Origin of the sequence: Rhizobium pisi (assembly GCF_003938655.1) — a bacterium.
Classification (GTDB): Bacteria; Pseudomonadota; Alphaproteobacteria; order Rhizobiales; family Rhizobiaceae; genus Rhizobium; species Rhizobium pisi.
The window spans coordinates 83636-106971 of the sequence record NZ_RJJT01000003.1; the positions used below are offsets into that span (position 1 = coordinate 83636).

The 23336-nt window shown below is 61.1% G+C and carries 24 protein-coding genes; 16 read left to right on the forward strand and 8 right to left on the reverse strand.

What is annotated here, in order from left to right; genetic code table 11:
• Window positions 1-3: 3 nt before the first annotated feature.
• A complete protein-coding gene (locus tag EFD55_RS04980; protein WP_125843509.1) occupies window positions 4-243 on the reverse strand; it encodes a DUF2934 domain-containing protein in 240 nt (79 codons plus the stop codon).
• Window positions 244-274: 31 nt separating this feature from the next.
• Window positions 275-481, reverse strand: coding sequence for a hypothetical protein (locus tag EFD55_RS04985; RefSeq protein ID WP_125843510.1), 207 nt, complete (start codon window positions 479-481; stop codon window positions 275-277).
• A 360-nt stretch (window positions 482-841) separates the two neighbouring features.
• Here EFD55_RS04985 and EFD55_RS04990 point away from each other — a divergent pair, with 360 nt between their 5' ends.
• Together EFD55_RS04990 and EFD55_RS04995 are read left to right on the forward strand one after the other, a co-directional pair.
• Entirely contained in the window at window positions 842-1225 is a 384-nt protein-coding gene (locus EFD55_RS04990; protein ID WP_008531003.1) for a BRA0787 family protein, read from the forward strand.
• A gap of 120 nt (window positions 1226-1345) precedes the next feature.
• Window positions 1346-1759 carry a DUF4174 domain-containing protein gene (locus tag EFD55_RS04995; protein ID WP_125843511.1) on the forward strand — a complete coding sequence of 138 codons (414 nt, stop codon included), beginning with the start codon at window positions 1346-1348 and terminating at the stop codon, window positions 1757-1759.
• Window positions 1760-1822: 63 nt separating this feature from the next.
• Here EFD55_RS04995 and EFD55_RS05000 read toward each other — a convergent pair whose 3' ends face one another.
• Entirely contained in the window at window positions 1823-2530 is a 708-nt protein-coding gene (locus EFD55_RS05000; RefSeq protein ID WP_125843512.1) for a GntR family transcriptional regulator, read from the reverse strand.
• Between the two features lie 267 nt (window positions 2531-2797).
• Between EFD55_RS05000 and EFD55_RS05005 the strand changes: the two genes are divergently transcribed.
• The 9 genes from EFD55_RS05005 to EFD55_RS05045 all read left to right on the forward strand — a co-directional run bounded on the left by EFD55_RS05005 (window position 2798) and on the right by EFD55_RS05045 (window position 10602).
• The gene (locus EFD55_RS05005; protein ID WP_125843770.1) at window positions 2798-3886 is read left to right on the forward strand and encodes an ABC transporter ATP-binding protein; all 1089 of its coding nucleotides are present in this window, start codon (window positions 2798-2800) and stop codon (window positions 3884-3886) included.
• Window positions 3887-3933: 47 nt separating this feature from the next.
• On the forward strand, window positions 3934-5232 hold the full coding sequence (locus tag EFD55_RS05010) for an ABC transporter substrate-binding protein (protein WP_125843513.1): 1299 nt from the start codon (window positions 3934-3936) through the stop codon (window positions 5230-5232).
• Window positions 5233-5400: 168 nt separating this feature from the next.
• Entirely contained in the window at window positions 5401-6315 is a 915-nt protein-coding gene (locus EFD55_RS05015) for an ABC transporter permease (protein ID WP_125843514.1), read from the forward strand.
• A 1-nt stretch (window position 6316) separates the two neighbouring features.
• Window positions 6317-7138, forward strand: a complete 822-nt coding sequence (locus tag EFD55_RS05020; RefSeq protein WP_125843515.1) for an ABC transporter permease — start codon at window positions 6317-6319, stop codon at window positions 7136-7138.
• 3 nt (window positions 7139-7141) lie between these two features.
• Window positions 7142-7885, forward strand: a complete 744-nt coding sequence (locus EFD55_RS05025) for an aspartate/glutamate racemase family protein (protein WP_125843516.1) — start codon at window positions 7142-7144, stop codon at window positions 7883-7885.
• 4 nt (window positions 7886-7889) lie between these two features.
• On the forward strand, window positions 7890-8501 hold the full coding sequence (locus EFD55_RS05030) for a flavin reductase family protein (RefSeq protein ID WP_125843517.1): 612 nt from the start codon (window positions 7890-7892) through the stop codon (window positions 8499-8501).
• Window positions 8502-8589: 88 nt separating this feature from the next.
• Window positions 8590-9084 (forward strand): heme-degrading domain-containing protein, encoded by a 495-nt coding sequence (locus EFD55_RS05035; RefSeq protein WP_125843518.1) that lies wholly within the window; start codon window positions 8590-8592, stop codon window positions 9082-9084.
• A gap of 132 nt (window positions 9085-9216) precedes the next feature.
• Window positions 9217-9840 (forward strand): DUF2799 domain-containing protein, encoded by a 624-nt coding sequence (locus tag EFD55_RS05040; RefSeq protein ID WP_125843519.1) that lies wholly within the window; start codon window positions 9217-9219, stop codon window positions 9838-9840.
• Between the two features lie 168 nt (window positions 9841-10008).
• Entirely contained in the window at window positions 10009-10602 is a 594-nt protein-coding gene (locus EFD55_RS05045; protein WP_125843520.1) for a DUF2799 domain-containing protein, read from the forward strand.
• Between the two features lie 39 nt (window positions 10603-10641).
• Here the strand turns inward: EFD55_RS05045 and EFD55_RS05050 are convergent, their stop codons facing one another.
• Window positions 10642-11901, reverse strand: coding sequence for an AGE family epimerase/isomerase (locus tag EFD55_RS05050; protein WP_125843521.1), 1260 nt, complete (start codon window positions 11899-11901; stop codon window positions 10642-10644).
• 272 nt (window positions 11902-12173) lie between these two features.
• On the opposite strand from EFD55_RS05050, the gene metH reads away from it, so the two are divergent.
• Complete coding sequence (metH, locus tag EFD55_RS05055; protein WP_125843522.1) at window positions 12174-15947, forward strand: methionine synthase; 3774 nt, start codon at window positions 12174-12176, stop codon at window positions 15945-15947.
• A gap of 120 nt (window positions 15948-16067) precedes the next feature.
• Here metH and EFD55_RS05060 read toward each other — a convergent pair whose 3' ends face one another.
• Genes EFD55_RS05060 through EFD55_RS05075 form a run of 4 tightly spaced genes read right to left on the reverse strand, consistent with a single transcriptional unit; the run spans window position 16068 to window position 18464 of the window.
• Window positions 16068-16496 (reverse strand): hypothetical protein, encoded by a 429-nt coding sequence (locus tag EFD55_RS05060; protein ID WP_125843523.1) that lies wholly within the window; start codon window positions 16494-16496, stop codon window positions 16068-16070.
• Window positions 16497-16503: 7 nt separating this feature from the next.
• Window positions 16504-16758: a type II toxin-antitoxin system prevent-host-death family antitoxin gene (locus EFD55_RS05065; RefSeq protein ID WP_125843524.1), complete on the reverse strand. Its 255-nt coding sequence runs from the start codon at window positions 16756-16758 to the stop codon at window positions 16504-16506.
• 60 nt (window positions 16759-16818) lie between these two features.
• Window positions 16819-17583 (reverse strand): GntR family transcriptional regulator, encoded by a 765-nt coding sequence (locus EFD55_RS05070; protein ID WP_125843525.1) that lies wholly within the window; start codon window positions 17581-17583, stop codon window positions 16819-16821.
• The gene (locus tag EFD55_RS05075) at window positions 17580-18464 is read right to left on the reverse strand and encodes a glucosamine kinase nucleotide-binding domain-containing protein (RefSeq protein ID WP_125843526.1); all 885 of its coding nucleotides are present in this window, start codon (window positions 18462-18464) and stop codon (window positions 17580-17582) included. Before EFD55_RS05075 ends, EFD55_RS05070 begins: the two co-directional genes overlap by 4 nt.
• Before the next feature lie 530 nt (window positions 18465-18994).
• On the opposite strand from EFD55_RS05075, the gene EFD55_RS05080 reads away from it, so the two are divergent.
• The 4 genes from EFD55_RS05080 (at window position 18995) to EFD55_RS05095 (ending at window position 23327) form a co-directional block, all read left to right on the forward strand.
• Complete coding sequence (locus tag EFD55_RS05080; RefSeq protein WP_125843527.1) at window positions 18995-20254, forward strand: ABC transporter substrate-binding protein; 1260 nt, start codon at window positions 18995-18997, stop codon at window positions 20252-20254.
• Window positions 20255-20472: 218 nt separating this feature from the next.
• Window positions 20473-21420, forward strand: a complete 948-nt coding sequence (locus EFD55_RS05085) for a carbohydrate ABC transporter permease (protein WP_125843528.1) — start codon at window positions 20473-20475, stop codon at window positions 21418-21420.
• Between the two features lie 9 nt (window positions 21421-21429).
• Window positions 21430-22269, forward strand: coding sequence for a carbohydrate ABC transporter permease (locus tag EFD55_RS05090; protein ID WP_125843529.1), 840 nt, complete (start codon window positions 21430-21432; stop codon window positions 22267-22269).
• On the forward strand, window positions 22266-23327 hold the full coding sequence (locus tag EFD55_RS05095; protein ID WP_125843530.1) for a Gfo/Idh/MocA family protein: 1062 nt from the start codon (window positions 22266-22268) through the stop codon (window positions 23325-23327). The genes EFD55_RS05090 and EFD55_RS05095 overlap by 4 nt, the downstream gene beginning before the upstream one ends.
• Window positions 23328-23336 lie beyond the last annotated feature (9 nt).

Here is a 23336-nt window from a genome sequence, read left to right on the forward strand (position 1 = left end):
AGGTCAGCCGACCTTTGTCGAAGGATTGACCCAATCTTGTCGCGGCATTTCGGGCCGCGGCGGTTTCGGGCGAAACTTCACCAGCACCTCGCGGCCATCGGCGGAGGCCTTCGTGCGTTCCAGAGCATTGCGTTCAGCAACCGCCTGGCGCCAGTGTTCGTCATCACGGCCGTGGGGACGGCCGTGTTCTTCCCAAATCGCGTAAGCTCTTTTGCTGATCCATTCGTGGCGTCTGTCGCTCATCTATCCGTTCCATTCCATTGGTGAAAGAAAGTTATTCGGCAATTCTGTCTGGCAGAACCGGCTGACGGCGCTTGGCTGCCATCAACAGGTCGAGCTCGATCGAGGAGGGCCCGAAACGGGTGAACAGGCTTTCTGCCTGCTCGCTGCGCAGTCCATATTTGGAGGCGAATTCATCAAGGCTATAGGGGCGGCCGCGCAAGATTTTGCTTCGGCGCTCCGGTTCGCGAATTTGCGTCATTGTTGGTGATCCCAGTCGGTTTGGCGAGTTGTGAGAACAAAACAGATTACAGCGATAAAAGTTCCGTGAATTTTCAGGGTTTTTTGGCTGCGTCGTGCCATTCCCGAGCGATTTCGCGCTGGTGGCATAGAATTTTAACGATGGCGCCCAGCGAGAAAATTTCAACTAAAAAATGAAGCTAAATCATAGCGTTAGGAAATTCGCTTCCGCGACCGGGGATAAATGGCTTTATCCCCAGCGCGTTACTCTATAGAATCAATAGTGTTATTCGGTTCGCAGGGGGCAAAATGTTCGCCGTTCCCGCGTCGATGCGACCGATACCGGAGGACTTTGGCTTCAATCCATCAAGAGGAGACAGACATGATGAATGCCCTGCCGCCACTTCATGACGGCCACGCGCCGTTTACCCTCCAGCAGCTGTTTCGCGAAGCGCTGTATGCTTTTGAGGAATGGGATAGCGAATTGACCGAGCCGATCGTGACTCACGAAGGTCGGGTCATGCCCATCAGCTTCGTTTTCGAAGCCATGCGCGAATGCACCGACATCGTGCCGATGAACATCGTCGGCGCCGTCACCGAACGGCTGACCAAGCCGTGGGAGGGCGAAGGCCCGCTCGACCAGATGACCTTCTCGACGGCTGCGCGCGTCATGCGCGTGCTGGTGCGCAAGCGCCTTCTTGCCAACGGCACCGCGGATCTCGTCGCCGTTTCGGCCCATGCGGCTGAAGATCAAAGCCGTGACTGACAGACTTAGGGATCGCGGCCACGGCTGCGATCCTTTTCCGTTTCTTGGCGGAACCTCGCTCATTCCCAGCCGTTAATCCGGCAGCACGGCCGCATCAAGAAATGGCCTGGGAATGAGCACATGCTGAAATCCATCGTTCATGAAATCATCGGCACGCCCCGGCGCGAGCCGGCTCTCCCGCGATCGCTCGAGCAGTTTCGCGACAACAAGCGCGTACTGATCATCTTTGCCGATGCACAGGACGATCGCCCCCTCATCCAGGACGAATGGCTGCGCAAGGCGCAAATGCGCCTCATCGAGGAAGACATCGAGGTATTCACCATCGCCGGCGGCGGTGCCTTTGCGCTGTTCGACGATGACTGGGAGCTCGATGCCGACGATATTAGAGAGCGGCTGCAGGGGCCGCCGTCCGGCGAGTTCGGGCTGATCCTGATCGGGCGCGACGGGACCGTCAAACTGCGCTCCAGCGAGCCGCGCACCGTGGAGGAAATCTTCAAGGCTCTCGATGACCTGCCGAAGACGACGCCCTGGTGACTGCTCTAGACTTCGCTTCATTCGGGTGCGGGCATGCGAAAGCTGTCCGCGCCTTTTCCACGTTCAGAGTTCGAAGGCCTCTTTCAGTCCAAGGCTTTTGCGTTCGCGCAGGTCGAGATCGGCCTCGATATGGGCGATGTGGTGCAGCATCAACTGGCAGGCGCGGTCGAGATCCTTGGTTTCGATCGCCGAGATGATGTCGCCATGTTCCGAATGGCCGCAGCTCGATGCGGTCGACTGACCGTAAAGGGCGATGACAAGAGAGGAACGGGCGACGAGTTCCTCCATGAAGCGCTGCATGATCGCATTGCCGGAGACTTCCGCCAGCATCAGATGAAAATCGCCCGATGCCTTGATCTCGGCGCGGCGCGCGGTCTGGCCGCGCTCGCTCATCAGGCGGCCTTCCTCCAGCAGAAGCTCTTTCATCCGCTTGATATCGATGGGCGTGATGCGTGCCGCCGCCTCGCGCAATATGCCAGGCTCGACCAGGCGGCGGGCGGAAAAGATCTGGCGGGCTTCCTCCGGCGAGGGATAGGCGACGAAGGCGCCGCGGTTCGTCTCGACGCTGACGAGCCCTTCATAGGAGAGCGCCTGTAGAGCGGCGCGTGCAAGCGTGCGGCTGACATTGAAGAGATTGCCCACATCGCTTTCCGACAGCTTGGTGCCGGGCGAAAGCCTGCGCTCGACGATCGCATCGCGAATAGCGTCGCGGATCTGCTGTGCGCCGGTTTCGGAGGTATCTTCGGACAGTGCCTTGGCGGCGGATTTCATCAAATCGTTTCCTGGTGAACGTGCAAACCATATCCGGCTTCGCGGCAAAAGTTAAACGAATTTGCGTTCGAAATGACGGTTAAATTGTATACGATTTTTTGCACGAATTGAGGACGAAAGCCTAATTCATGTGCATATGCAGACCTGCCTATAAATTGCTCTCATGCGCCGGCTGATGCTGAAATCCTTTCTCCGTAAGGGTTTAAGAGGACGCGACACAATCTGGCACGGCGGATGCATCGTCTTTTCCGAACAGGGGAAGGCATGATGTCGAAAGCGGCAGAGATCGATATAGTATCCGTTTCGAAGGTGTATGGGGCGACGACAGCGGTCCATGCAATCAGCCTGAAGATTCCGGCCGGCTCCTATTGCTGCTTCCTCGGCCCGTCGGGCTGCGGCAAGACCTCGACGCTGCGCATGATCGCCGGCCATGAGAGTATCTCCTCGGGCGATATCCGCCTTGGCAATGTCGTCGTCACCGATTTTCCGCCGGCCAGGCGCGGCACGGCGATGATGTTCCAGTCCTATGCGCTCTTCCCCCATCTCGACCTGATCGACAACGTCGCCTTCAGCCTCAAGATGAAAGGCGTCGACAAGGCGGAGCGCCGGGCAAAGGCGCTCGAGATGCTGCAGCTGATGCAGATGGAGCCTTATGCCAACCGGCGTCCGGCGCAGCTTTCCGGCGGCCAGCAGCAGCGCGTGGCGCTAGCACGCGCGCTGATCACCGATCCGGAGGCGCTGCTGCTCGACGAGCCGCTGTCGGCGCTTGATCCGTTCCTGAAGATCCGCATGCGCGCCGAACTGAAGAAGCTGCAGAAGTCGCTCGGCATTACCTTCGTCCACGTCACCCACAGCCAGGAAGAGGCGATGGCGCTCGCCGATGTCATGGTCATCATGAACGACGGCCGGATCGAACAGGCGGCTGCACCCCGCGAGGTTTTCGAGCGGCCGGCAACAGCCTTCGTCGCCCGCTTCATGGGCGACCACAACGTGCTCTCCGGCCGGGTGACATCGAGCGAGAACGGCGTGATCGTCATGACCGTGCCGGAGGGCCAGAGCTTTTCCGTGCGCGGAACGGGCAGGGAGGTCGGCGAGCCTGTCGATATCGGCATCCGCACCGACCGCGTCCGCCTGCAGGTGGCGACCGAATGGACGCTCGGCTTCAACGGCATCGTCTCCAACATCGAATATCGCGGCTCGTCGGTGAAGATCACCGTTCTCGGCGCCGGCAGCGACGACTTCACCGTCATATCAGACGACGGCGATTATTTCGACCGGCCGGTCTCGGTCGGCGATACCGTTGCGCTCAGTTGGGCGCTCGACGATGCGGTGCTGCTCGGCCGTGCCTCCGCATAAACCATCACCATCAAGAACCATGAACCTTCAAGAAAAGGGGAACTGACATGACGACTGAAACGACATCGACCAAGGCGGAGAAGGGTCTTTCCCGCCGCACGCTGCTGAAGACGGGTGCTGCCGCCGTCGGCGCCATCGCCGGCTCCGGCGCGATCACCGGCTTTCCCACCATCTGGGCAAAGACGAACATCACGCTTCGCCAGTTCGGCACCGGCGTTTCGAACATCAATGCCATCGCCGAGAAGTGCAAGGCTGATCTCGGTATCACGCTGGAGATGACGGCGACCGATTCCGACGCTGCCGCCCAGCGCGCCGTCACCCAGCCCGACAGCTACGACATTGCCGACATCGAATACTGGATCGCCAAGAAGGTGTTCCCGACTGGCGCCCTGCAGCCGATGGACGTCAAGAAGCTGAAGTACTACGACAAGATCGTGCCGCTGTTCATCAACGGCAAGCTGAAGCCGGATAGCGTGATTGCCCAGGGCACGGCGCCGCACACGGTCGGCTTCGTCGAAGCGCAGGGTTCGAAGAAATTCGCCAAGGAACCGACGCAGTGGATGACGATGGTTCCCACGATCTACAACGCCGATACGCTCGGCATCCGCCCCGACCTGACCGGTCGTCCGATCACCAGCTGGGCCGACATTCTCGATCCGGCCTTCAAGGGCAAGACCGCGATCCTCAACATCCCGTCGATCGGCATCATGGATGCGGCGATGATCATGGAAGCCGCCGGCAAGATCAAATATGCCGACAAGGGCAACATGACGAAGGACGAAATCGACAAGACGATTGACTTCCTGATCAAAACCAAGGGCGACGGCCAGTTCCGCGCCTTCTGGAAGTCCTTCGACGAAAGCGTCAACCTGATGGCATCGGGCGAAGTCGTCATCCAGTCGATGTGGTCGCCGGCTGTGGCCGCCGTCCGCTCGAAGGGCATCGCCTGCACCTTCCAGCCGCTCAAGGAAGGCTACCGCGCATGGGGCGGCGGCCTCGGCCTTGCCTCGCACCTCAAGGGCGCTGAACTCGACGCGGCTTACGAATACATCAACTGGTACACGTCAGGCTGGGTCGGCGGCTACCTCAACCGCCAGGGCTACTATTCCGCCTGCATGGAGACCGCCAAGAACTTCATGACGGCAGACGAATGGGGCTACTGGATCGAAGGCAAGGCTGCGACCGGCGACATCCTGTCTCCTGAAGGCAAGGTCATGGAGAAGGCCGGTGCGGTCCGCGATGGCGGTTCCTTCGAAGCCCGCATGGGCGCGGTCGCCTGCTGGAACTCCGTCATGGACGAGGACCGCTACATGGTCCGCCGCTGGAACGAGTTCATCGCGGCCTAAGGCGATCGCCGTTTTTCCCCTCCCCAACCCTCCCCACAAGGGGGAGGGAGTCCGGAGGCGGTGCGGCAGAGAAACTTCCTCCCCCTTGTGGGGAGGGTTGGGGAGGGGTCTTTCTTGAGCCCTCCCTTTACCGACAGGACGAATGACTAGAATCCGAAAGGGCAAGGGATGGCGACCATCGCAGCGGAAACGGAGGAGAACGGCCAGGGCGCGCGCGGCGGGCGTGGACTGAGGCTTTCCCCATCCGCGATCTCCTATCTCCAGGCGACGCCGCTGATTGCCATTCTCGGCTTCTTCTTCCTGCTGCCGATCGCCATGATCGCGGTCGTCAGCTTCTGGGATTACGATTTCGCCGGTCTCTATCCCGATTTCCTCACCATGAACTACACCGATACGCTCGGTTCGTGGGTGACGTGGAAGACCTATCTCAACACGCTGAAATTCACCGCCATCGTCTGGTCGTTGACGCTCGTCATCGGCTTCTGGGTCGCCTATTTCCTGGCCTTCCACATCCGCAAGACCTCGACGCAGATGATCCTCTTTCTCGTCTGCACCGTGCCGTTCATGACCTCGAACATCATCCGCATGATCTCGTGGATCCCGGTGCTCGGGCGCAACGGCCTCGTCAATTCGACGCTGATCCAGATGGGTATCATCCCGAAGCCGATCGAATGGCTGCTCTATTCCGACTTCGCCGTCGTGCTCGCCATGGTGCACCTCTACACGCTGTTCATGGTGACGCCGATCTTCAACACGCTGATGCGCATCGACCGGTCGCTGTTCGAGGCGGCGCGCGATGCGGGTGCCTCCGGCTGGCAGGTGCTGTGGAACGTCGTCATTCCGCTCGCCAAGCCCGGCATGGCGATCGGCACGATCTTCGTCGTGACGCTCGTCATGGCTGACTTTTCGACGGTGCTGGTGATGTCCGGCGGACAGAGCGCCTCGGTGGCGCTGATGATGAAGAACCAGATGTCGCTGCTGCAATATCCGGCCGCCGCCGCAAACGCCGTGGTGCTGCTCGCCGTCGTGCTCCTGATGGTCGCGGCCATCCTGCGCGTCGTCGATATCCGCAAGGAGCTTTGAGATGAGCCACGAAAAACGCGGCCTGGAATTCTATCTTCTGGCGATCTTCTTCATCGTCTTCGTGCTGTTCCTCTACGGCCCGCTCTCGGCAATCCTGATCCTCTCCTTCCAGGGGCCGGACGGCGGCCTGACCTTTCCGATGAACGGCGTTTCCACGCACTGGTTCTTCAATCTGTTCGAAAAGCAGGCGGTCGGCGATTTCGGCGCCTCCTTCCGGCGTTCCTTGTCGCTCGGGCTGATGGTGATGGTGGTGACCGTCGTCGTGTCGCTGCTCGCAGGCCTTGCCTTCCGCCGCCGCTTCCGCGGATCAACCGTGCTGTTTTACGCCACCGTCGCAAGCCTCGTCGTGCCGTCGATCATCGTCTCGCTCGGCATCGGCGTCGTCTTCCAAGAGGGCGGGTTGAAGCCCGCCTGGTATTCCTCGGCCTTCGGCGCGCATCTCACCTGGACGCTGCCTTTCGGCGTCCTGATCATGTTTGCCGTCTTCAATCGCTTCTCGCCGGCCTATGAAGAAGCGGCGCGCGACCTCGGCGCAACCTCCTGGCAGACGTTCCGCCATGTCGTGCTGCCGATGATCGCGCCGAGCCTGATCGGCGTCGGCCTGTTCGGCTTCACGCTCTCCTATGACGAATTCGCCCGCACGCTGATGACCTCTGGCACCTACAATACGCTGCCGCTCGAAATCTACGGCATGACGACCAACGTCACGACGCCTGTGCTCTATGCGCTCGGCACGGTGACGACGCTGTTTTCCTTCACCATCATTCTCATCGCGCTCGGCATCATGACCATGCTCAGCCGGCGACAGGCAAAGACAGACTGAACAATGCGCATCCTCATCGTTAATCCGAACACCACGGCCTCCATGACCGAGAAGGCCGCGACCGCCGCGCGCGCGGTAGCTGCATCAGGCACGGAGATCATCGCGGCCACCTCCCGTATGGGTCCTGTCTCGATCGAGGGACACTATGATGGAGCGCTGGCGATCCCCGGCCTGCTCTCAGAACTCAAGGAGCGGCAAAGCGCGGGTTACGACGCGGCTGTCATCGCCTGCTTCGACGATACCGGGCTCGAAGCGGCCCGCAGCTTCGCCGATGTGCCGATCCTCGGGCTTTGCGAATCCGCAGTCGTGACAGCGGGCTTCCTGGCGCAGCGTTTCACCGTGGTGACGACGCTGGAGCGATCGCGGGTGCTGATCGACAATCTGGTGCGCCGCTACGGCATGGGCGAGCGCGCCAAGGTGCGCGCCTCCGACATTCCAGTGCTGGAATTGGAGGATGCCGCATCAGGCGCGATCGGCAAACTCAGGGCCGAGATCGAGCGGGCGCTGGCGGAAGACGGCGCCGAGGCGATCGTGCTCGGCTGCGCCGGGATGACGGATCTCGCCAGGGAATTGCAGGCGATCTACGGCGTGCCCGTCGTCGATGGTGTGGCGGCGGCGGTAAAGCAGGCGGAGGCGCTGGTGTCGCTCGGGCTTTCCACCAGCAAGCACGGTTCCTATGCCTCGCCGCTGCCGAAACCCTTCATCGGGGCGATGAGCGGTTTTTCGCCGGTTCTGAAGGTCGGCTGAACCGATGGCCGTTTCCTTCGATTTCGAGCAGTTGACGGAGCGCGAACGCTACAAGCTGATGATCGGCACGATCATTCCCCGGCCGATCGCCCTGGTGACGACGGTCGACGAGCACGGCCGGATCAACGCCGCGCCCTTCAGCTTCTTCAACTGCCTTTCGGCCGATCCGCCGATCCTGGCGATCGGTGTCGAGAACAATGCCGACATGTCGTTCAAGGACACCGGCCACAATATCCGCATGACCGAGGTCTTCACGGTCAACATCGTCTCCTTTGCCATCGCCGAGGCGATGCATGTCTGCGGCGCCAAATATCCGCGCGGCGTCGACGAGCTGAAGGAGGCGGGGTTGACCGCGATGCCGGGCGAGAAAGTGGCTTCGCCCTGGATCGCCGAGGCGCCGGCCGCCTTCGAATGCCGGCGGCATGTGACGCTGGAACTCGGCCGCTCCAGGCAGATCATCATGGGCGAGATCGTTTACGCGCATTATCGCGACGGCGTCGTCGATCCGGAACGGCTGCATGTCGATCCGGCCGAAGTCGATGCCATTGCAAGGCTCGGCGGAGATACCTGCGCCACCATCCGCGACCGGTTCGAGATGCTGACGCCGAAGCTCTGAAACGGGATAGGCTCAAGTTTTGCTTTACTTTTTTGCCTCTGGCGAGAATGGTCTGCAGCGGATCATTGCGGCAGAGGAGGGCTTATCCATGACAATCGAGGACGATCTCAGCCGGATCGCGGAGCAGGAGAAGGCGCTGAGCTTCGATGCTTTCGACCTGACGACGGCATGGCAGCTCGGCAGGCTTCTGCAGGAACTCGCGACCGAGCGCGGCCTCGGCATCGTGATCGACGTAACACTGCATTCGATGCCGGTCTTCTATGCGGCGCTTCCGGGTGTGACGCCCGACAATGTCAACTGGGTCCGCCGCAAGCGCAACATGGTGCTGCGCTATTTCCGCAGCAGTTATTCTTCCGGCCTGAAGCTTAAGAAGGACGGCAAGACGGTTGAGGATAACGGGCTCGATGGCGCAGACTATGCGCCGCATGGCGGCAGTTTCCCGATCAACGTCAAGGGCACGGGCTGCATCGGCGCGGTCACCGTCTCCGGCCTGCCGCAGCGTGACGACCACAATCTCGCGGTCGAGGCCCTGGCGCTGATGCTGGCGAAGGATCTGGATACGCTGCGGCTCGCCCCGCTTTGATGCGGCTGCGCCAGCCATAATTTTGACAGAAAAAAGCCATGGAAACTGCAAAATCGCGTCATCGCTCCGGTGACGCGGGCTTATCCTGCGGTTAAGGTGCGGCATCGCCCTCCTTAACCTATCCGGGACATCATGATCCGACTGTTCCTTGCGCTTGCCGCCGCCATCGGTTTTGGTCTTTTCCTCGCTTCCTGCAACACGCTTTCCAAGGAGGAGTGCATCGCCGCCGACTGGCGGGTGATCGGCGAGAGCGACGGGGCGGCGGGCTATGAGCCGCAACAGCGTTTTGCGGCACATGCCAAATCCTGCGAGCGGGTCAAGATTGTGCCCGATCAGACGATCTGGTTTCAGGGATACCAGGCTGGCCTGGTGCGCTACTGCACGCCGCTCAGCGGCCTTGCGCGCGGCCAGTCGGGCAGCGGCTATGCCAATGTCTGCCCGCCGGAAACCGTATCGGGCTTCCTGCGCGGCTTCAACCTCGGCAGCAAGCAACACGGACTGCAGGACCGCCTGAACTCGATGCAGAACGACTACAGCTCCAAGGAGACTGAGATCGACGAGCTTTCCGACAAGCTGAAGGACGCGAAGGATGGGGACAGATCCGAGCTGCGCCGGCGGATCGAGGATCTGGAAGACGATATGCACGAGATCCGCCGCGACCAGCGCGACGTGCAGGACGATCTCGATCGCGTCAACGAGGATGTCGAATGGTTCCAGCGGAACCCGAATGTTGCATTGCCTGCGCCGGGGTATTGACCTGGCCTCGGAGCCTGCGGCCGGTCTCGACGATACCTGTCGCTGCGTCGTGACTTCGCACCCAAAATAAAGCTGCCGAAACGGAAGATCGCCACGAACGCGCGTAGTGACAGGCGGATACGCAACTGGTAATAATGTTCCCGTTTTGTTCTATTTGACGGGTTTGTTATGCTGCGTTTGCTTTCTATCTTTGCCGTCATCGGCATCAGTCTGCTGCTTACCTCCTGCTACACGATCTCCAAAAAGGAATGCCTGGCTGGCGACTGGAAAGGGATCGGTTTCACTGATGGGTTCAACGGTTATCAGCCGCAAGCACGGTTTGAAGGGCATATCAAATCCTGCAAACGAGTGAAGGTTGTCCCGAACCTCACACTTTGGAACCAGGGCTACAAGAAAGGTCTGCTCCGTTATTGCACGGCGTCGAGCGGGCTGTGGGAAGGACAGCATGGGTACGGCTACAATGGTCTGTGTCCGCCCAAGACGGAAGCTGAGTTCCTGCGTGGCCACGAGCTTGGTTATCGTCAGTATTCGCTCGAAGCTGAACTAGAGCGATTGAAAGACGAGGCCAATGACAAAGAGGAAGAGCTCGAGGATTTGTCGGAAAAACTCAAAACAGTGCCGGAGGCGCAGAAGTACGAGATACGCTCCGACATCCGCGATCTGGAATGGGAGCTTACCAAGATCCGTGATAAACAGCGGGATGTTGAGAGTGATCTCTACCTTGCAGAAGGAGCTGTGGCCAGATTCCGGAGCCAGCTGTAACCGCAGCGATACCGGTTCGAGGCTCGAGAGGCTTTCGCCTCAGAGCCTGCCGCCGGCCTCGGCAATGCCCTTCGTCAGGCTGCCCGTTGCCGGGAAGAGCGGGATGAGGCAGGCTTGCAGGGCGTGGTAGATGTCGCCCTTGCCGGGGAAGAGCGAGTGCGAGGGAACGAGATCTTCCGTCAGTTCCTCATTCCAGCCGCCGTTCTTGTGGTCGATGAAGGCGCGTTCGATCACGTTCCAGATCTTGCGGTAGCTCTCTTCGTGGAAATCGCTCGGCAGGTGTTCGTTGAGGAAATGTGCGGCAGCCGCACCCTCGCAGGCCGGCCACCAGAGCTTGTTGCGCTTGGCGGGCTTGTCGTCCCAATCGAGCGTGTAGAAGAAACCGCCCTTGTCGTTGTCCCAGCCGAGCGCCATGGATTGGGCGAAAAGGGCCTTGGCCGCATCCGGCATCCATTCGATGCGTTTGCCGCCGAGCGCCCAGAGCTGCAGGATCAGGCGGGCCCATTCCAGCCAGTGGCCGGGCGTCGTGCCGGCCGGGCGGAACATTTCGTTCGGATGATAGTAATCCTTGTCGAGGTTCCATTCGGCATCGAAATGCTCGGCGACGCGCCAGTCGACCGAACCGGCCGAGCGGCGGATGACGAGATCGGCGATGCTTTCGGCCTTGGTCAGGTAATCCCTGTCGCCGGTGGCTTCGAAAGCCGCCATCAGCGCTTCGGTCAGGTGCATGTTGGAATTCTGGCCACGATAGCTGCCGCCGTCGAGCGGCTGCCAGTCGGCGGTGAACTCTTCGGCGATCGCGCCGTGGCGCGGTTCCCAGAACCTGGTGTTCAGGATCTCGGTGATATCGGCGAGCATGCCGTCGGCCAGCGGATGACCGATCGTCTTGGCGGCGGAGGCGGCCAACAGAACGAAAGCATGGCCGTAGCCCTGCTTGTTGGAATCGACAGGACCGGCATTGTTAAGCGACCAGAAATAGCCGCCGTTTTTCCGGTCGCGATGATGGTTCCAGATATAATCTATGCCATGGTCGACGACGTCGGAGGCGCCGGGACGGCCGAGCAGGGCGCCGATCGAGAAGCAATGCACCGCGCGCGCGGCGATATGGATGCCGCGAACCTGGCCCTCGGCATCCAGCGGCCTGCCGGTATCGTCGAGATCGTAGAAGCCGCCCTTCGGGTTGATGGAATTGTGCTGGAAGAAATCGAAGAGGCCGTTTGCCTGGGCGAGCAGCCAGCCGCGATGATAGGCGCGGCTCGTCCAGTTTCCGAGTGCGGCGTTGCCGGTTGCGGGTGCCATGATAATCCTCCGATTTCGTGCGCACTATGTCGCAAACGCCTATATAGAGGTCGGGCGAGTCTGTCATCCGGTTAGCGCATCGGCGCGAAAATCAGAGCCGATTGTCGGAAAGCGCAATGCCAGGATTGAAAGTGTGGAGCGTCCTTTGCGCGTTTGAAAAGACGCGCGGCGCTGCAGGCTTGAAAAGCACGAAATAGACAGGCATATATTGACATAAAGATATCTTTATGTGATTTGGTCTGTCTGGTCTTATGACGTCAAGGAGCCCTCCCGTGTTTGATAATCTCTTTGGTCCCGAAGGGGGCAAGCGTGACGGCAGTGAAGTTTTCGCAGCTTTGAAGAAAGCCGCGAGCGAGCGCATCCTTGTACTCGACGGCGCCATGGGCACGCAGATCCAGGGATTGGGCTATGACGAGGACCAGTTCCGCGGAACGCGCTTCATCGGCTGCGCCTGCCATCAGAAGGGCAATAACGACCTTCTGATCCTGAGTCAGCCGGACGCGATCGAAGAGATCCATTACAAATACGCCAAGGCCGGCGCCGATATCCTCGAGACCAACACCTTCTCCTCGACCCGCATCGCGCAGGCCGATTACCAGATGGAAGGCGAGGTCTATGCGCTGAACAAGGAAGGTGCGGAGATCGTCCGCCGGGCGGCAATCCGCGCCGAGCGCGAGGACGGCCGCCGCCGCTTCGTCGCCGGCGCCATCGGCCCGACCAACCGCACCGCCTCGATTTCGCCCGACGTCAACAATCCCGGTTTCCGCGCCGTCACCTTCGATGATCTGCGCGATGCCTATGCCGAGCAGATCGACGGGTTGATCGACGGCGGCGCCGACATCATCCTCATCGAGACGATTTTCGACACGCTGAACGCCAAGGCTGCGATCTTCGCCTGCGAGGAACGTTTCGCGGCCAAGGGCGTGCGCCTGCCGGTGATGATCTCCGGCACGATCACCGACCTTTCCGGCCGCACGCTCTCCGGCCAGACGCCGTCGGCCTTCTGGAACTCGGTGCGCCATGCCAATCCGTTTACGATCGGTCTCAACTGCGCGCTCGGCGCCAATGCGATGCGCCCGCATCTACAGGAGCTTTCTGGTGTCGCCGACACCTTCATCTGCGCCTATCCGAATGCCGGCCTGCCGAACGAGTTCGGCCAGTACGACGAAACGCCGGAGCTGATGGCGGCGCAGATCGACAGCTTCGCCCGCGAAGGCCTGGTCAACATCGTCGGCGGCTGCTGCGGCTCGACGCCCGAACATATCAGGGCGATCGCCGAGACCGTGGCGAAATACAAGCCGCGGCCGATTCCGGAGCATCGCCCCTTCATGTCGCTGTCGGGCCTCGAACCCTTCGAACTGACCAAGGACATCCCCTTCGTCAATGTCGGCGAGCGCACCAACGTCACCGGCTCGGCGAAGTTCCGCAAGCTGATCACCAATGCCGATTACACGGCGGCGCTCGATGTCGCGCGTGACCAAGTCGAGAACGGCGCGCAGGTGATCGACATCAACATGGACGAGGGCCTGATCGACTCCGAAAAGGCGATGGTCGAGTTCCTCAACCTGATCGCCGCCGAGCCCGACATTGCCCGCGTGCCCGTGATGATCGACTCGTCGAAATTCTCGATTATCGAATCCGGCCTGAAGCGCGTCCAGGGCAAGCCGATCGTCAACTCGATCTCGCTGAAGGAAGGTGAGGAGAATTTCCTCGCACAGGCGCGGCTCTTGCACAATTATGGCGCGGCCGTCGTCGTCATGGCCTTCGACGAGACGGGGCAGGCGGACAGCTATGAGCGCAAGGTGGAAATCTGCACGCGCGCCTACAAGCTGCTGACCGAGAAGATCGGCTTCCCGCCCGAGGACATCATCTTCGATCCGAATATCTTCGCGGTCGCGACCGGCATCGAAGAGCACAATAATTACGGCGTCGACTTCATCGAGGCGACGCGGACGATCCGTCAGCGTATGCCGCTGGTGCATATTTCAGGTGGTGTCTCCAACCTGTCCTTCTCGTTCCGCGGCAACGAGCCGGTGCGCGAGGCGATGCATGCCGTGTTCCTCTACCACGCCATCCAGGCGGGCATGGACATGGGCATCGTCAATGCCGGCCAGCTTGCGGTCTACGACAATATCGATCCGGAACTGCGCGAGGCCTGCGAGGACGTGGTGCTGAACCGGCGTCCCGACGGCACCGAGCGGCTGCTCGAAGTGGCGGAGAAATTCCGTGGCGGCGCGGCACGCGAAGGCCGCGTCCAGGATCTCTCCTGGCGCGAATGGAGCGTCGAGAAGCGCCTCGAACATGCGTTGGTCAACGGCATCACCGAATATATCGAAGCCGATACCGAGGAGGCGCGCCACCAGGCCGCCCGGCCGCTGCACGTCATCGAAGGGCCGCTGATGGCCGGCATGAACGTCGTCGGCGACCTGTTCGGCTCGGGCAAGATGTTCCTGCCGCAGGTGGTGAAGTCGGCGCGCGTCATGAAGCAGGCGGTCGCCGTGCTGCTGCCTTATATGGAAGAGGAAAAGCGCCTCAACGGCGGTGAAGAACGCCGGTCGGCCGGCAAGATCCTGATGGCGACCGTCAAGGGTGACGTGCACGACATCGGCAAGAACATCGTCGGCGTTGTGCTCGCCTGCAACAATTACGAGATCGTCGACCTCGGCGTCATGGTGCCGGCGACGAAGATCCTTGAGACGGCGATCGCCGAAAAGGTCGACGTCATCGGCCTTTCGGGCCTGATCACGCCGTCGCTCGACGAGATGGTGCATGTCGCGGCCGAAATGGAACGGCAGGGTTTCGAGATCCCGCTCCTGATCGGCGGAGCGACGACCAGCCGCGTGCATACGGCCGTGAAGATCCACCCCGGCTACAATAAGGGGCAGGCGATTTATGTGACTGATGCGAGCCGCGCGGTCGGCGTCGTCTCGGCACTGCTCTCGCCGGAGACGCGGCAGGGTTATGTCGATGATATAAGAGCGGAATATGCCAAGGTGGCCGCCGCCCATGCGCGCAGCGAAGCCGAGAAGGTGCGCCTGCCGCTGCCGCGCGCCCGCGAGAATGCGCACAAGGTCGACTGGTCGGCCTACCAGCCGACGAAGCCGCAATTCTTCGGTACGCGGGTGTTTGAGGATTACGATCTCGCAGAGCTTGCCAGATACATCGACTGGACGCCGTTCTTCCAGACCTGGGAACTGCGCGGCCGTTACCCCGCCATTCTCGAGGACGAGAAGCAGGGCGAGGCGGCGCGTGCGCTCTGGGCCGATGCGCAGAGCATGCTGAAGAAGATCATCGACGAGAAGTGGTTCCGTCCGCGTGCCGTCATCGGCTTCTGGCCGGCCGGCGCCGTCGGCGACGATATCCGCCTGTTCACGGATGAGAGCCGTAGCCGCGAGCTTGCGACCTTCTATACGCTGCGCCAGCAGCTTTCGAAGCGGGACGGGCGGCCGAACGTGGCGCTCTCCGATTTCGTCGCGCCTGTCACAAGTGGCGTGCAGGATTATGTCGGCGGCTTCGTGGTGACAGCAGGCATCGAGGAAATCGCCATCGCCGAGCGCTTCGAACGCGCCAACGACGACTACTCCTCGATCCTCGTCAAGGCGCTCGCCGACCGCTTCGCCGAAGCCTTTGCCGAGCGCATGCATGAGCAGGTGCGGCGCGACTATTGGGGCTATGCCAAGGACGAGACGCTCAGCAACGAGGATCTCATCACCGAAGCCTATGCCGGTATCCGCCCGGCGCCGGGTTACCCCGCCCAGCCCGACCACACTGAAAAGGCAACCCTCTTCAAGCTGCTCGACGCGGAAAAAGCCGCCGGCGTGAAGCTGACGGAGAGCTATGCGATGTGGCCCGGCTCGTCCGTATCCGGCCTCTATATCGGCCACCCCGACTCCTATTATTTCGGCGTCGCCAAGGTGGAGCGGGACCAGGTGGAAGACTATGCCAAGCGTAAGGGCATGGAGGTTTCCGAAGTCGAGCGCTGGCTCGGACCGGTGCTGAACTACGTGCCGCGCAAGGTTGACGAGGAGATCGAGGACGCGGCGTAATCGGCCGCTTGGCACGGTTCGTTGATAAAATGAATCAAGGGACGATGAAGCCGGAAAGTGATTCATTTTCCGGCTTCATGCTTTTGAATATAAAGATAAAAATGTCTGCTAGAGTTTCACCTAACGGCGAACGGGCTCGCTTTTCCTGGCCTTGGCGAGGTCAAGAAATCTCGCCTTGATCAGTGTAAAAAGTCCAGGAGGGATGAAGCCATAAGCGAATATTCCGCCGCTGCCCGGCACTGGTGAAAGCCCGCCATTCGGCCATTCATCGACATTGTATTCCGAGATGATGACCCAACTCGGCTCATCATCTAGGCCGATCGCCTGTTTCACTTTCGGCGGGATTTCGATTCCGATCGTTTCGCCGGATGGCGGCGTGTGCGTGATCGGCAATAGAACGACGTAGCGGGGATTGGCGAGGCTATCGCTCGCCGCGACGAGGCAGGTTGGCCTGTCCTTGCCCTGATTGCGACCCGCCAATGCTTCGTGCGACCAGAGATAATCATAGCGCACCACAAGGCCCGGCCTTGGTTCGGGAATCGTCGCCATGGCGATGTTATTTCAGCAACTCATCGAGAGGGGCGTGGGTAGGATCCATTTCCGCGCGCTCGACGGCATCGATCACGATGGAGAGGGCATCGGCGGTTTTGTGCGTCCGTTGCGCGGCGGCCTTCAGCCAATCATAATGTTCGGCGGACATGAGAACGAATTCACGGCGGCCATGCCGGGTGATCTCGACAGGTTCCCGTTGCGCCTGGTGCTGGAACTCGCCGAATTTACGCTGAAATTCCAGAGCCGTGGTCTGAGCCATGATAATCTTCCAAACTGTGACATCCGAATTATACGTATAATTCGGATGAATTCAAGATCGTCATGTCACCCCGATCGTCAGCTCCGCGACAAAGTCATAAGCGTCGCCGCGATAGAGCGAGCGGGTGAATTCCACGGCGCGGCCGGAGCCGAGATAGGAAATGCGCTCGATCGACAGGCCGGCGGCGCCGACAGGGACGCCGAGAAGCTGGGCGTCGGCTTCCTTCATATTGGTCGCCGAAATGCGCTGCACGGCGCGCACAGGTCGGACCTGGAGGCGTTCGAGTTCGGCATAGAGCGAATTGGTGACGGCCGACGGATCCGGCAGGAACTCGCCGGAGACACTGGCATTTTCGATCGCCAGCGGCTGGTCGTCGGCGATGCGCAGGCGGGAGAGGCGCGAAACCTTCACGTCGGCGGCGAGGCCGAGGATCATCATCTCGTCGGGCGAGGGGGTGTGGATGCCCTTATGCAGCCATTCGGAGCGCGAGGACATGCCGCGGCGCGCCATGTCCTCGGTGAAGGAGGTGAGCTGCGACAGGCGCTGCTCGACCTTGGAGACCGGCTTGGCGACGAAGGTGCCCGAGCCGTGGCGGCGCACCAGCAGGCCGTCGGCGACGAGTTCGTCGATCGCCTTGCGCACGGTGACGCGGCTGACGGCGGCAAGTTCGGCGATGTCGCGCTCCGGCGGCAGCGCGTCGCCGTGGCCAAGCGTGCCGGTGCGCACGGCTTCTTCGAGCGTGCGGCGCAGCTTGACATAGAGTGGGCCGGTGCCGGCCGCCTGCAGCCGCTCCAGGGATAGAATGGTCGCGAGGTCGTCGCTCATGCCGCACCTCTCTGCCGGTCGTTCAGGAGTTTGACCGCAAGTTCCACCGCGCCGTGCAAGGCATCGTTCTTCGGTCTAGCGAGCAGCGGCCTGTAGCGTTCGGAAAGCCACGGTTCATAGGCCTGTGCAAGGCCGCCGAGAAGGCAGATCGACGGGCATTCGGGCCAGAGGAGCGCTTCGAGACTTTCGCCGATTGCCGTTGCGGCATCCGTGACGATGCCGACAGCGACGGGATCACCTCTTGTCGCATGTTCGAAGACGGCGGGCGCATAACGGGCGAAATCCGTCGGCCGTGCCGAATGGGCGAATTCGACGACGCGCTCGGGGTCGTTGCCGTATTCGGCCATAACAGCCTCGGTGATCGGCGATGCCGGGCGCACCCGATCATGGGCGAGCAGCGCTCGCTCCATGAGGTCGCGGCCGAGGCGGGCACCGCTCGCCTGGTCGCCCACGACGAAGCCCCAGCCGCCAATGCCATTCAGCCGGCCATCCCTGCGGGCATTATAGACCGAGCCGGTGCCGAAGGCGCCGACGATGCCGTCGGCATCGCCGAGCGCGCCCTGCAGCGCGATCAGCGCATCGGTGACGACGCGGCCTTCGGCAAAGGGCAGGGCTCTTTCGATTCGCTGGCCGTAATCCGTGACATTGGCGCCAGCGACGCCGACGACTGATACGACAGAGGAAGCGGCTTCAGCGCCGAGCCCCGCATCGCGCAGCGCCTGGTGGGCGGATTCGACGATGTTGAGAAGAGAGCTTTCGAGATCCGACAGGATATTGGCAGGGCCTGATTTACCGCGGCCGATGACATTGCCGCTCCTGTCCGCCACCGCGGCCCGGCAGCTCGTTCCACCGCCATCTATGCCGATTGCAAGCTCCGTCATCGGACCTCCGAAATACGCCGTTCCCACTTGTTTTTAGTACAATACCAAAAAAATACCATTTACCAAGTGGGGAGAAGGGTGAAATTTCATCTTTTTATCATATTGATTTTATTGACTAAAATTTTTTAATGAATTTTTGGCGACAAAAAAGTTAAATTCGGCTGGACAATTGGTATTTTTTTGGCCTTAATTTGATCAAAGGGAACAGCGTTTCGAAGCCCACGAAATCTGGCAGCAAAGCCAAGCCGGAACTGCTTCGAGGATGATTGCAAGAATACCCGCCGGCCCGTGTGGTCAGTCGTTGAGTTCAGGCATCCATCGGCTTTCCCAGTCATTTCGCCACGCCCGGTGCAGGCCACCGGGAAGGCGCGCAGTCCGGCCGCAGGCGATCCGTCTTTGCGTCCGTCGAGCTTTCGGGGCCGGCAGTCGTTGGCGGCCCTCAAGGGGCGTTGGGTGTTTCCTCAAGCACGCCAACTGCTTGTTTCAGATCGAAAACGGCGCCTTCCGGCGCCTGAAAACAGGAGAGGGAAATGAAAAACACTGCTCTGAAAAGCTTCCTGCTTGCCTCCAGCCTGCTGACGTCAGCAGGTCTCGTCCATGCCGCCGACGTCACGCTGACGGTCGAAAGCTGGCGCAACGACGACCTGCAAATCTGGCAAGAGAAGATCATCCCGGCTTTCGAAGCCAAGAACCCGGGCATAAAGATCGTCTTCTCGCCGACTGCGCCGACCGAATACAATGCTTCGCTGAACGCCAAGCTTGATGCCGGCTCCGCGGGCGACATCATCACCTGCCGTCCGTTCGACGCCTCGCTCGAACTCTTCAACAAGAAGCAGCTCGTCGACATCACCAGCCTGCCCGGCATGGAGAACTTCTCTCCGGTCGCCAAGGCCGCCTGGTCGACCGACGACGGCAAGTCGACCTTCTGCGTGCCGATGGCTTCCGTCATCCACGGCTTCATCTACAACAAGGATGCCTTCGACAAGCTCGGCATTTCTATTCCGAAGACGGAAGACGAGTTTTTCGCAGCCCTCGACAAGATCAAGGCCGACGGCACCTATATCCCGCTCGCCATGGGCACGAAGGACCTCTGGGAAGCCGCGACCATGGGCTACCAGAATATCGGCCCGAACTACTGGAAGGGTGAGGAAGGCCGCGAAGCCCTGATCGCGGGCAAGCAGAAGCTGACCGATGCCGACTGGGTCAAGCCCTATGAAGAGCTTGCCAAGTGGAAGCCCTATCTCGGCGACGGTTTCGAAGCCCAGACCTATTCGGACAGCCAGAACCTCTTCACGCTCGGCCGTGCAGCGATCTACCCAGCCGGTTCGTGGGAAATCTCGCTGTTCAATACCCAGGCGCAGTTCAAGATGGGCGCCTTCCCGCCGCCGGTTCCGAAGGCTGGCGATACGGGCTACATCTCCGACCATCCGGATATCGGCGTCGCCCTGAATGCAAAGAGCAAGCATGCCGAAGAAGCCAAGAAGTTCTTGAGCTGGGTCGCTTCGCCCGAGTTCGCCGACATCTATGCGAACTCCCTGCCGGGCTTCTTCAGCCTGAACTCCAACCCCGTCAAGATGTCCGATCCGCTGGCCCAGGAATTCGTCTCCTGGCGCGGCCCGTACAAGTCGACCGTGCGCTCGACCTACCAGATCCTGTCGCGCGGCAAGCCGAACCTCGAAAACGAGACCTGGGTCGAATCGGCCAACGTGATCAACGGCACGGATACGCCGGCGGTTGCTGCCGAAAAGCTCCAGAAGGGCCTCGACAGCTGGTACAAGCCGGCCAAGTGATGTGATCGAGGGGGCGGTGTCTGCTGCCCCTCATCCGGCCTGCCGGCCACCTTCTCCCCGCTTGCGGGGAGAAGGAGACTCGCAGCGACCTCCCAGCCCCGACATGACATCTCAGCAGGGCGCGTTCCTTCTCACATACGGAGAGAAGGTGAGGGTGAGGCGCAACGTATCCATCTGCGCTGCGCCTTGCGGCCAGTCGACTAGAACGGGCAAAAGCCATGAGCCAAACCGACAACGCGGCCGATATCGTCCCGATCAAGCGCCCGATGCGCTGGCATATCTTCGTCTTCATGCTGCCGGCAGTGATCGTCTATTCCGCCGTCATGGTGCTGCCACTCATCGAAACGCTCAGGCTTTCGCTCTACAATACGGTCGACGGACAGCCGGCCTTCGTCGGCCTTGCGAATTTCAAGGTGCTGTTCGGCGATCCGCGCTGGGCGCATGATTTCTGGAACGCGCTCGTCAACAACCTGATTTTCTTCGTCATTCACATGTGCGTGCAGAACCCGATCGGCGTCGCGCTGGCTGCGCTGCTTTCGGTGCCGAAGCTCAAGGGCGTTGCCTTCTACCGCACGGCGATGTTCCTGCCGACGCTGCTCTCCTTCGTCATCGTCGGCTTCATCTGGAAGCTGATCCTTTCGCCGATCTGGGGTGTCGCCCCCTGGATGCTCGATCTCATCGGCCTGAAATTCCTCTTCGCGCCCTGGCTCGGCAAGCCGGGCTCGGCGCTGATCGCCGTGTCGCTGATCTCCAACTGGCAGTATATCGGCATTCCGATGATGCTGATCTATGCAGCGCTTCTCAGCATCCCCGAAGAGGTGATCGAGGCAGCCGAATGCGACGGGATCACCGGCTGGGCCCAGTTCTGGAAGATCAAGCTGCCGCTCATCCTGCCGGCGATCGGCATCATCTCGATCCTGACTTTTGTTGGCAATTTCAACGCCTTCGACCTGATCTACACCGTGCAGGGCGCGCTTGCCGGGCCTGATATGTCGACCGATATTCTCGGCACGTTGCTCTACCGGACCTTCTTCGGTTTCCAGCTGCAGCTCGGCGACCGTTCGATGGGCGCGACCATCGCCACGGTGATGTTCCTCATCATCCTCGCCGGCGTCTCGCTTTATCTCTTCGTCATCCAGCGGCGCATGCGTCGCTACCAGTTCTGAGGAGCGCGCATGTCCAAGGCACGCACATCTCCCATCCGCACCGGCCTCGTGCACCTGGCGCTCAGCGCCTACACGCTGGTCGCGCTGTTTCCCGTGTTCCTGACCATCGTCAACTCGTTCAAGGATCGCGCCTCGATCTTCCGCGAGCCGCTGATGATCCCGACGCCGTCGACCTTCAGCCTCGTCGGCTACCAGACGGTGCTCGGCCAGGGCGATTTCGCCACCTATTTCCAGAACAGCTTCATCGTCACGATCGTCGCGATCCTGCTGGTGCTGCTCTTCGGCGCGATGGCTGCCTTCGCGCTCTCGGAATATCGCTTCCGCGGCAATATGTTGCTCGGGCTCTATATGGCGATCGGCATCATGATCCCGATCCGTCTCGGCACGGTGGCGATCCTGCAGGGCATGGTGGCGGCCGGCCTCGTCAATACGTTGACGGCGCTGGTTCTCGTCTACACCGCGCAGGGCATACCGCTGGCGATCTTCATCCTGTCGGAATTCATGCGCACGGTTTCGGACGATCTGAAGAATGCCGGGCGCATCGACGGGCTTTCCGAATATGCGATCTTCTTCCGCCTGGTGCTGCCGCTGGTGCGCCCGGCCATGGCGACGGTCGCTGTCTTCACCATGATCCCGATCTGGAACGACCTCTGGTTCCCGCTGATCCTGGCGCCTGCAGAAGCGACCAAGACCGTGACGCTCGGCTCGCAGATCTTTATCGGCCAGTTCGTCACCAACTGGAATGCGGTGCTGGCGGCGCTGTCGCTCGCGATCCTGCCGATCCTCGTCCTCTACGTCATCTTCTCGCGGCAGCTGATCCGCGGCATCACGTCGGGAGCCGTCAAGTGAACCAGGAAAAACCGATCCGCGTCCTCGTTGCCGGCCTCGGCAACATGGGCCGCAGCCATGCGCTCGCCTACCATAACAACCCCGGCTTCGAGATCGTCGGTCTCGTCAACCGCTCGACGCCGGAATTGGCGCCGGAGCTGCAGGCCTACACTGTTCATCCAGACTTCATGACGGCGCTTGCCGAACTGAAGCCGGACCTCTGCTCGATCAACACCTATTCCGACAGCCACGCCGACTATGCTGTCGCCGCCTTCGAGGCCGGCTGCCATGTCTTCGTGGAGAAGCCGCTGGCGACCACGGTTGCTGATGCCGAGCGGGTCGTCGCGGCGGCTGAGAAGGCGGGGCGCAAGCTGGCGATCGGCTATATTCTTCGCCATCACCCGTCCTGGATGAAATTGATCGAGGAGGCCCGCAAGCTCGGCCCGCCTTACGTCTTCCGCATGAACCTCAACCAGCAGTCCAGCGGCCCGACCTGGGCGACGCACAAGTCGCTGATGCGCACGACCTCGCCGATCGTCGATTGCGGCGTGCATTATGTCGACGTCATGTGCCAGGTCACCGATGCAAGGGCCGTCGAGGTGCGCGGCATGGGGCTGCGCATGTCGGAGGAGATTGCCGACGATATGTACAACTACGGTCACCTGCAGGTGCTTTTCGAGGACGGCTCGGTCGGCTGGTACGAGGCCGGCTGGGGGCCGATGATTTCGGAGACCGCCTTCTTCGTGAAGGATGTGATGTCGCCGAAGGGCGCGGTGTCGATCGTCATGGATCCGAACGCCAAATCGGACGACATCGACACCCACACCAAGACGTCGGTGATCCGTCTGCACACGGCCGAGACCGGCCCTGACGGCAAGTTCATCCGGCCCGACCAGGACATGAGGATGACGGGCGAGCCCGATCATCAGGCGCTCTGCGACCTGGAACAGGCCTTTATGCTGAGGGCGATCCGCGAGGATCTGAACCTCGATCGCCATATGGCGGATGCAGTGGCATCGCTGCGCATCTGCCTTGCCGCCGACGAGAGCGTGCGTACCGGCCAGCCGGTCAGATTGTAAGGGAAAACC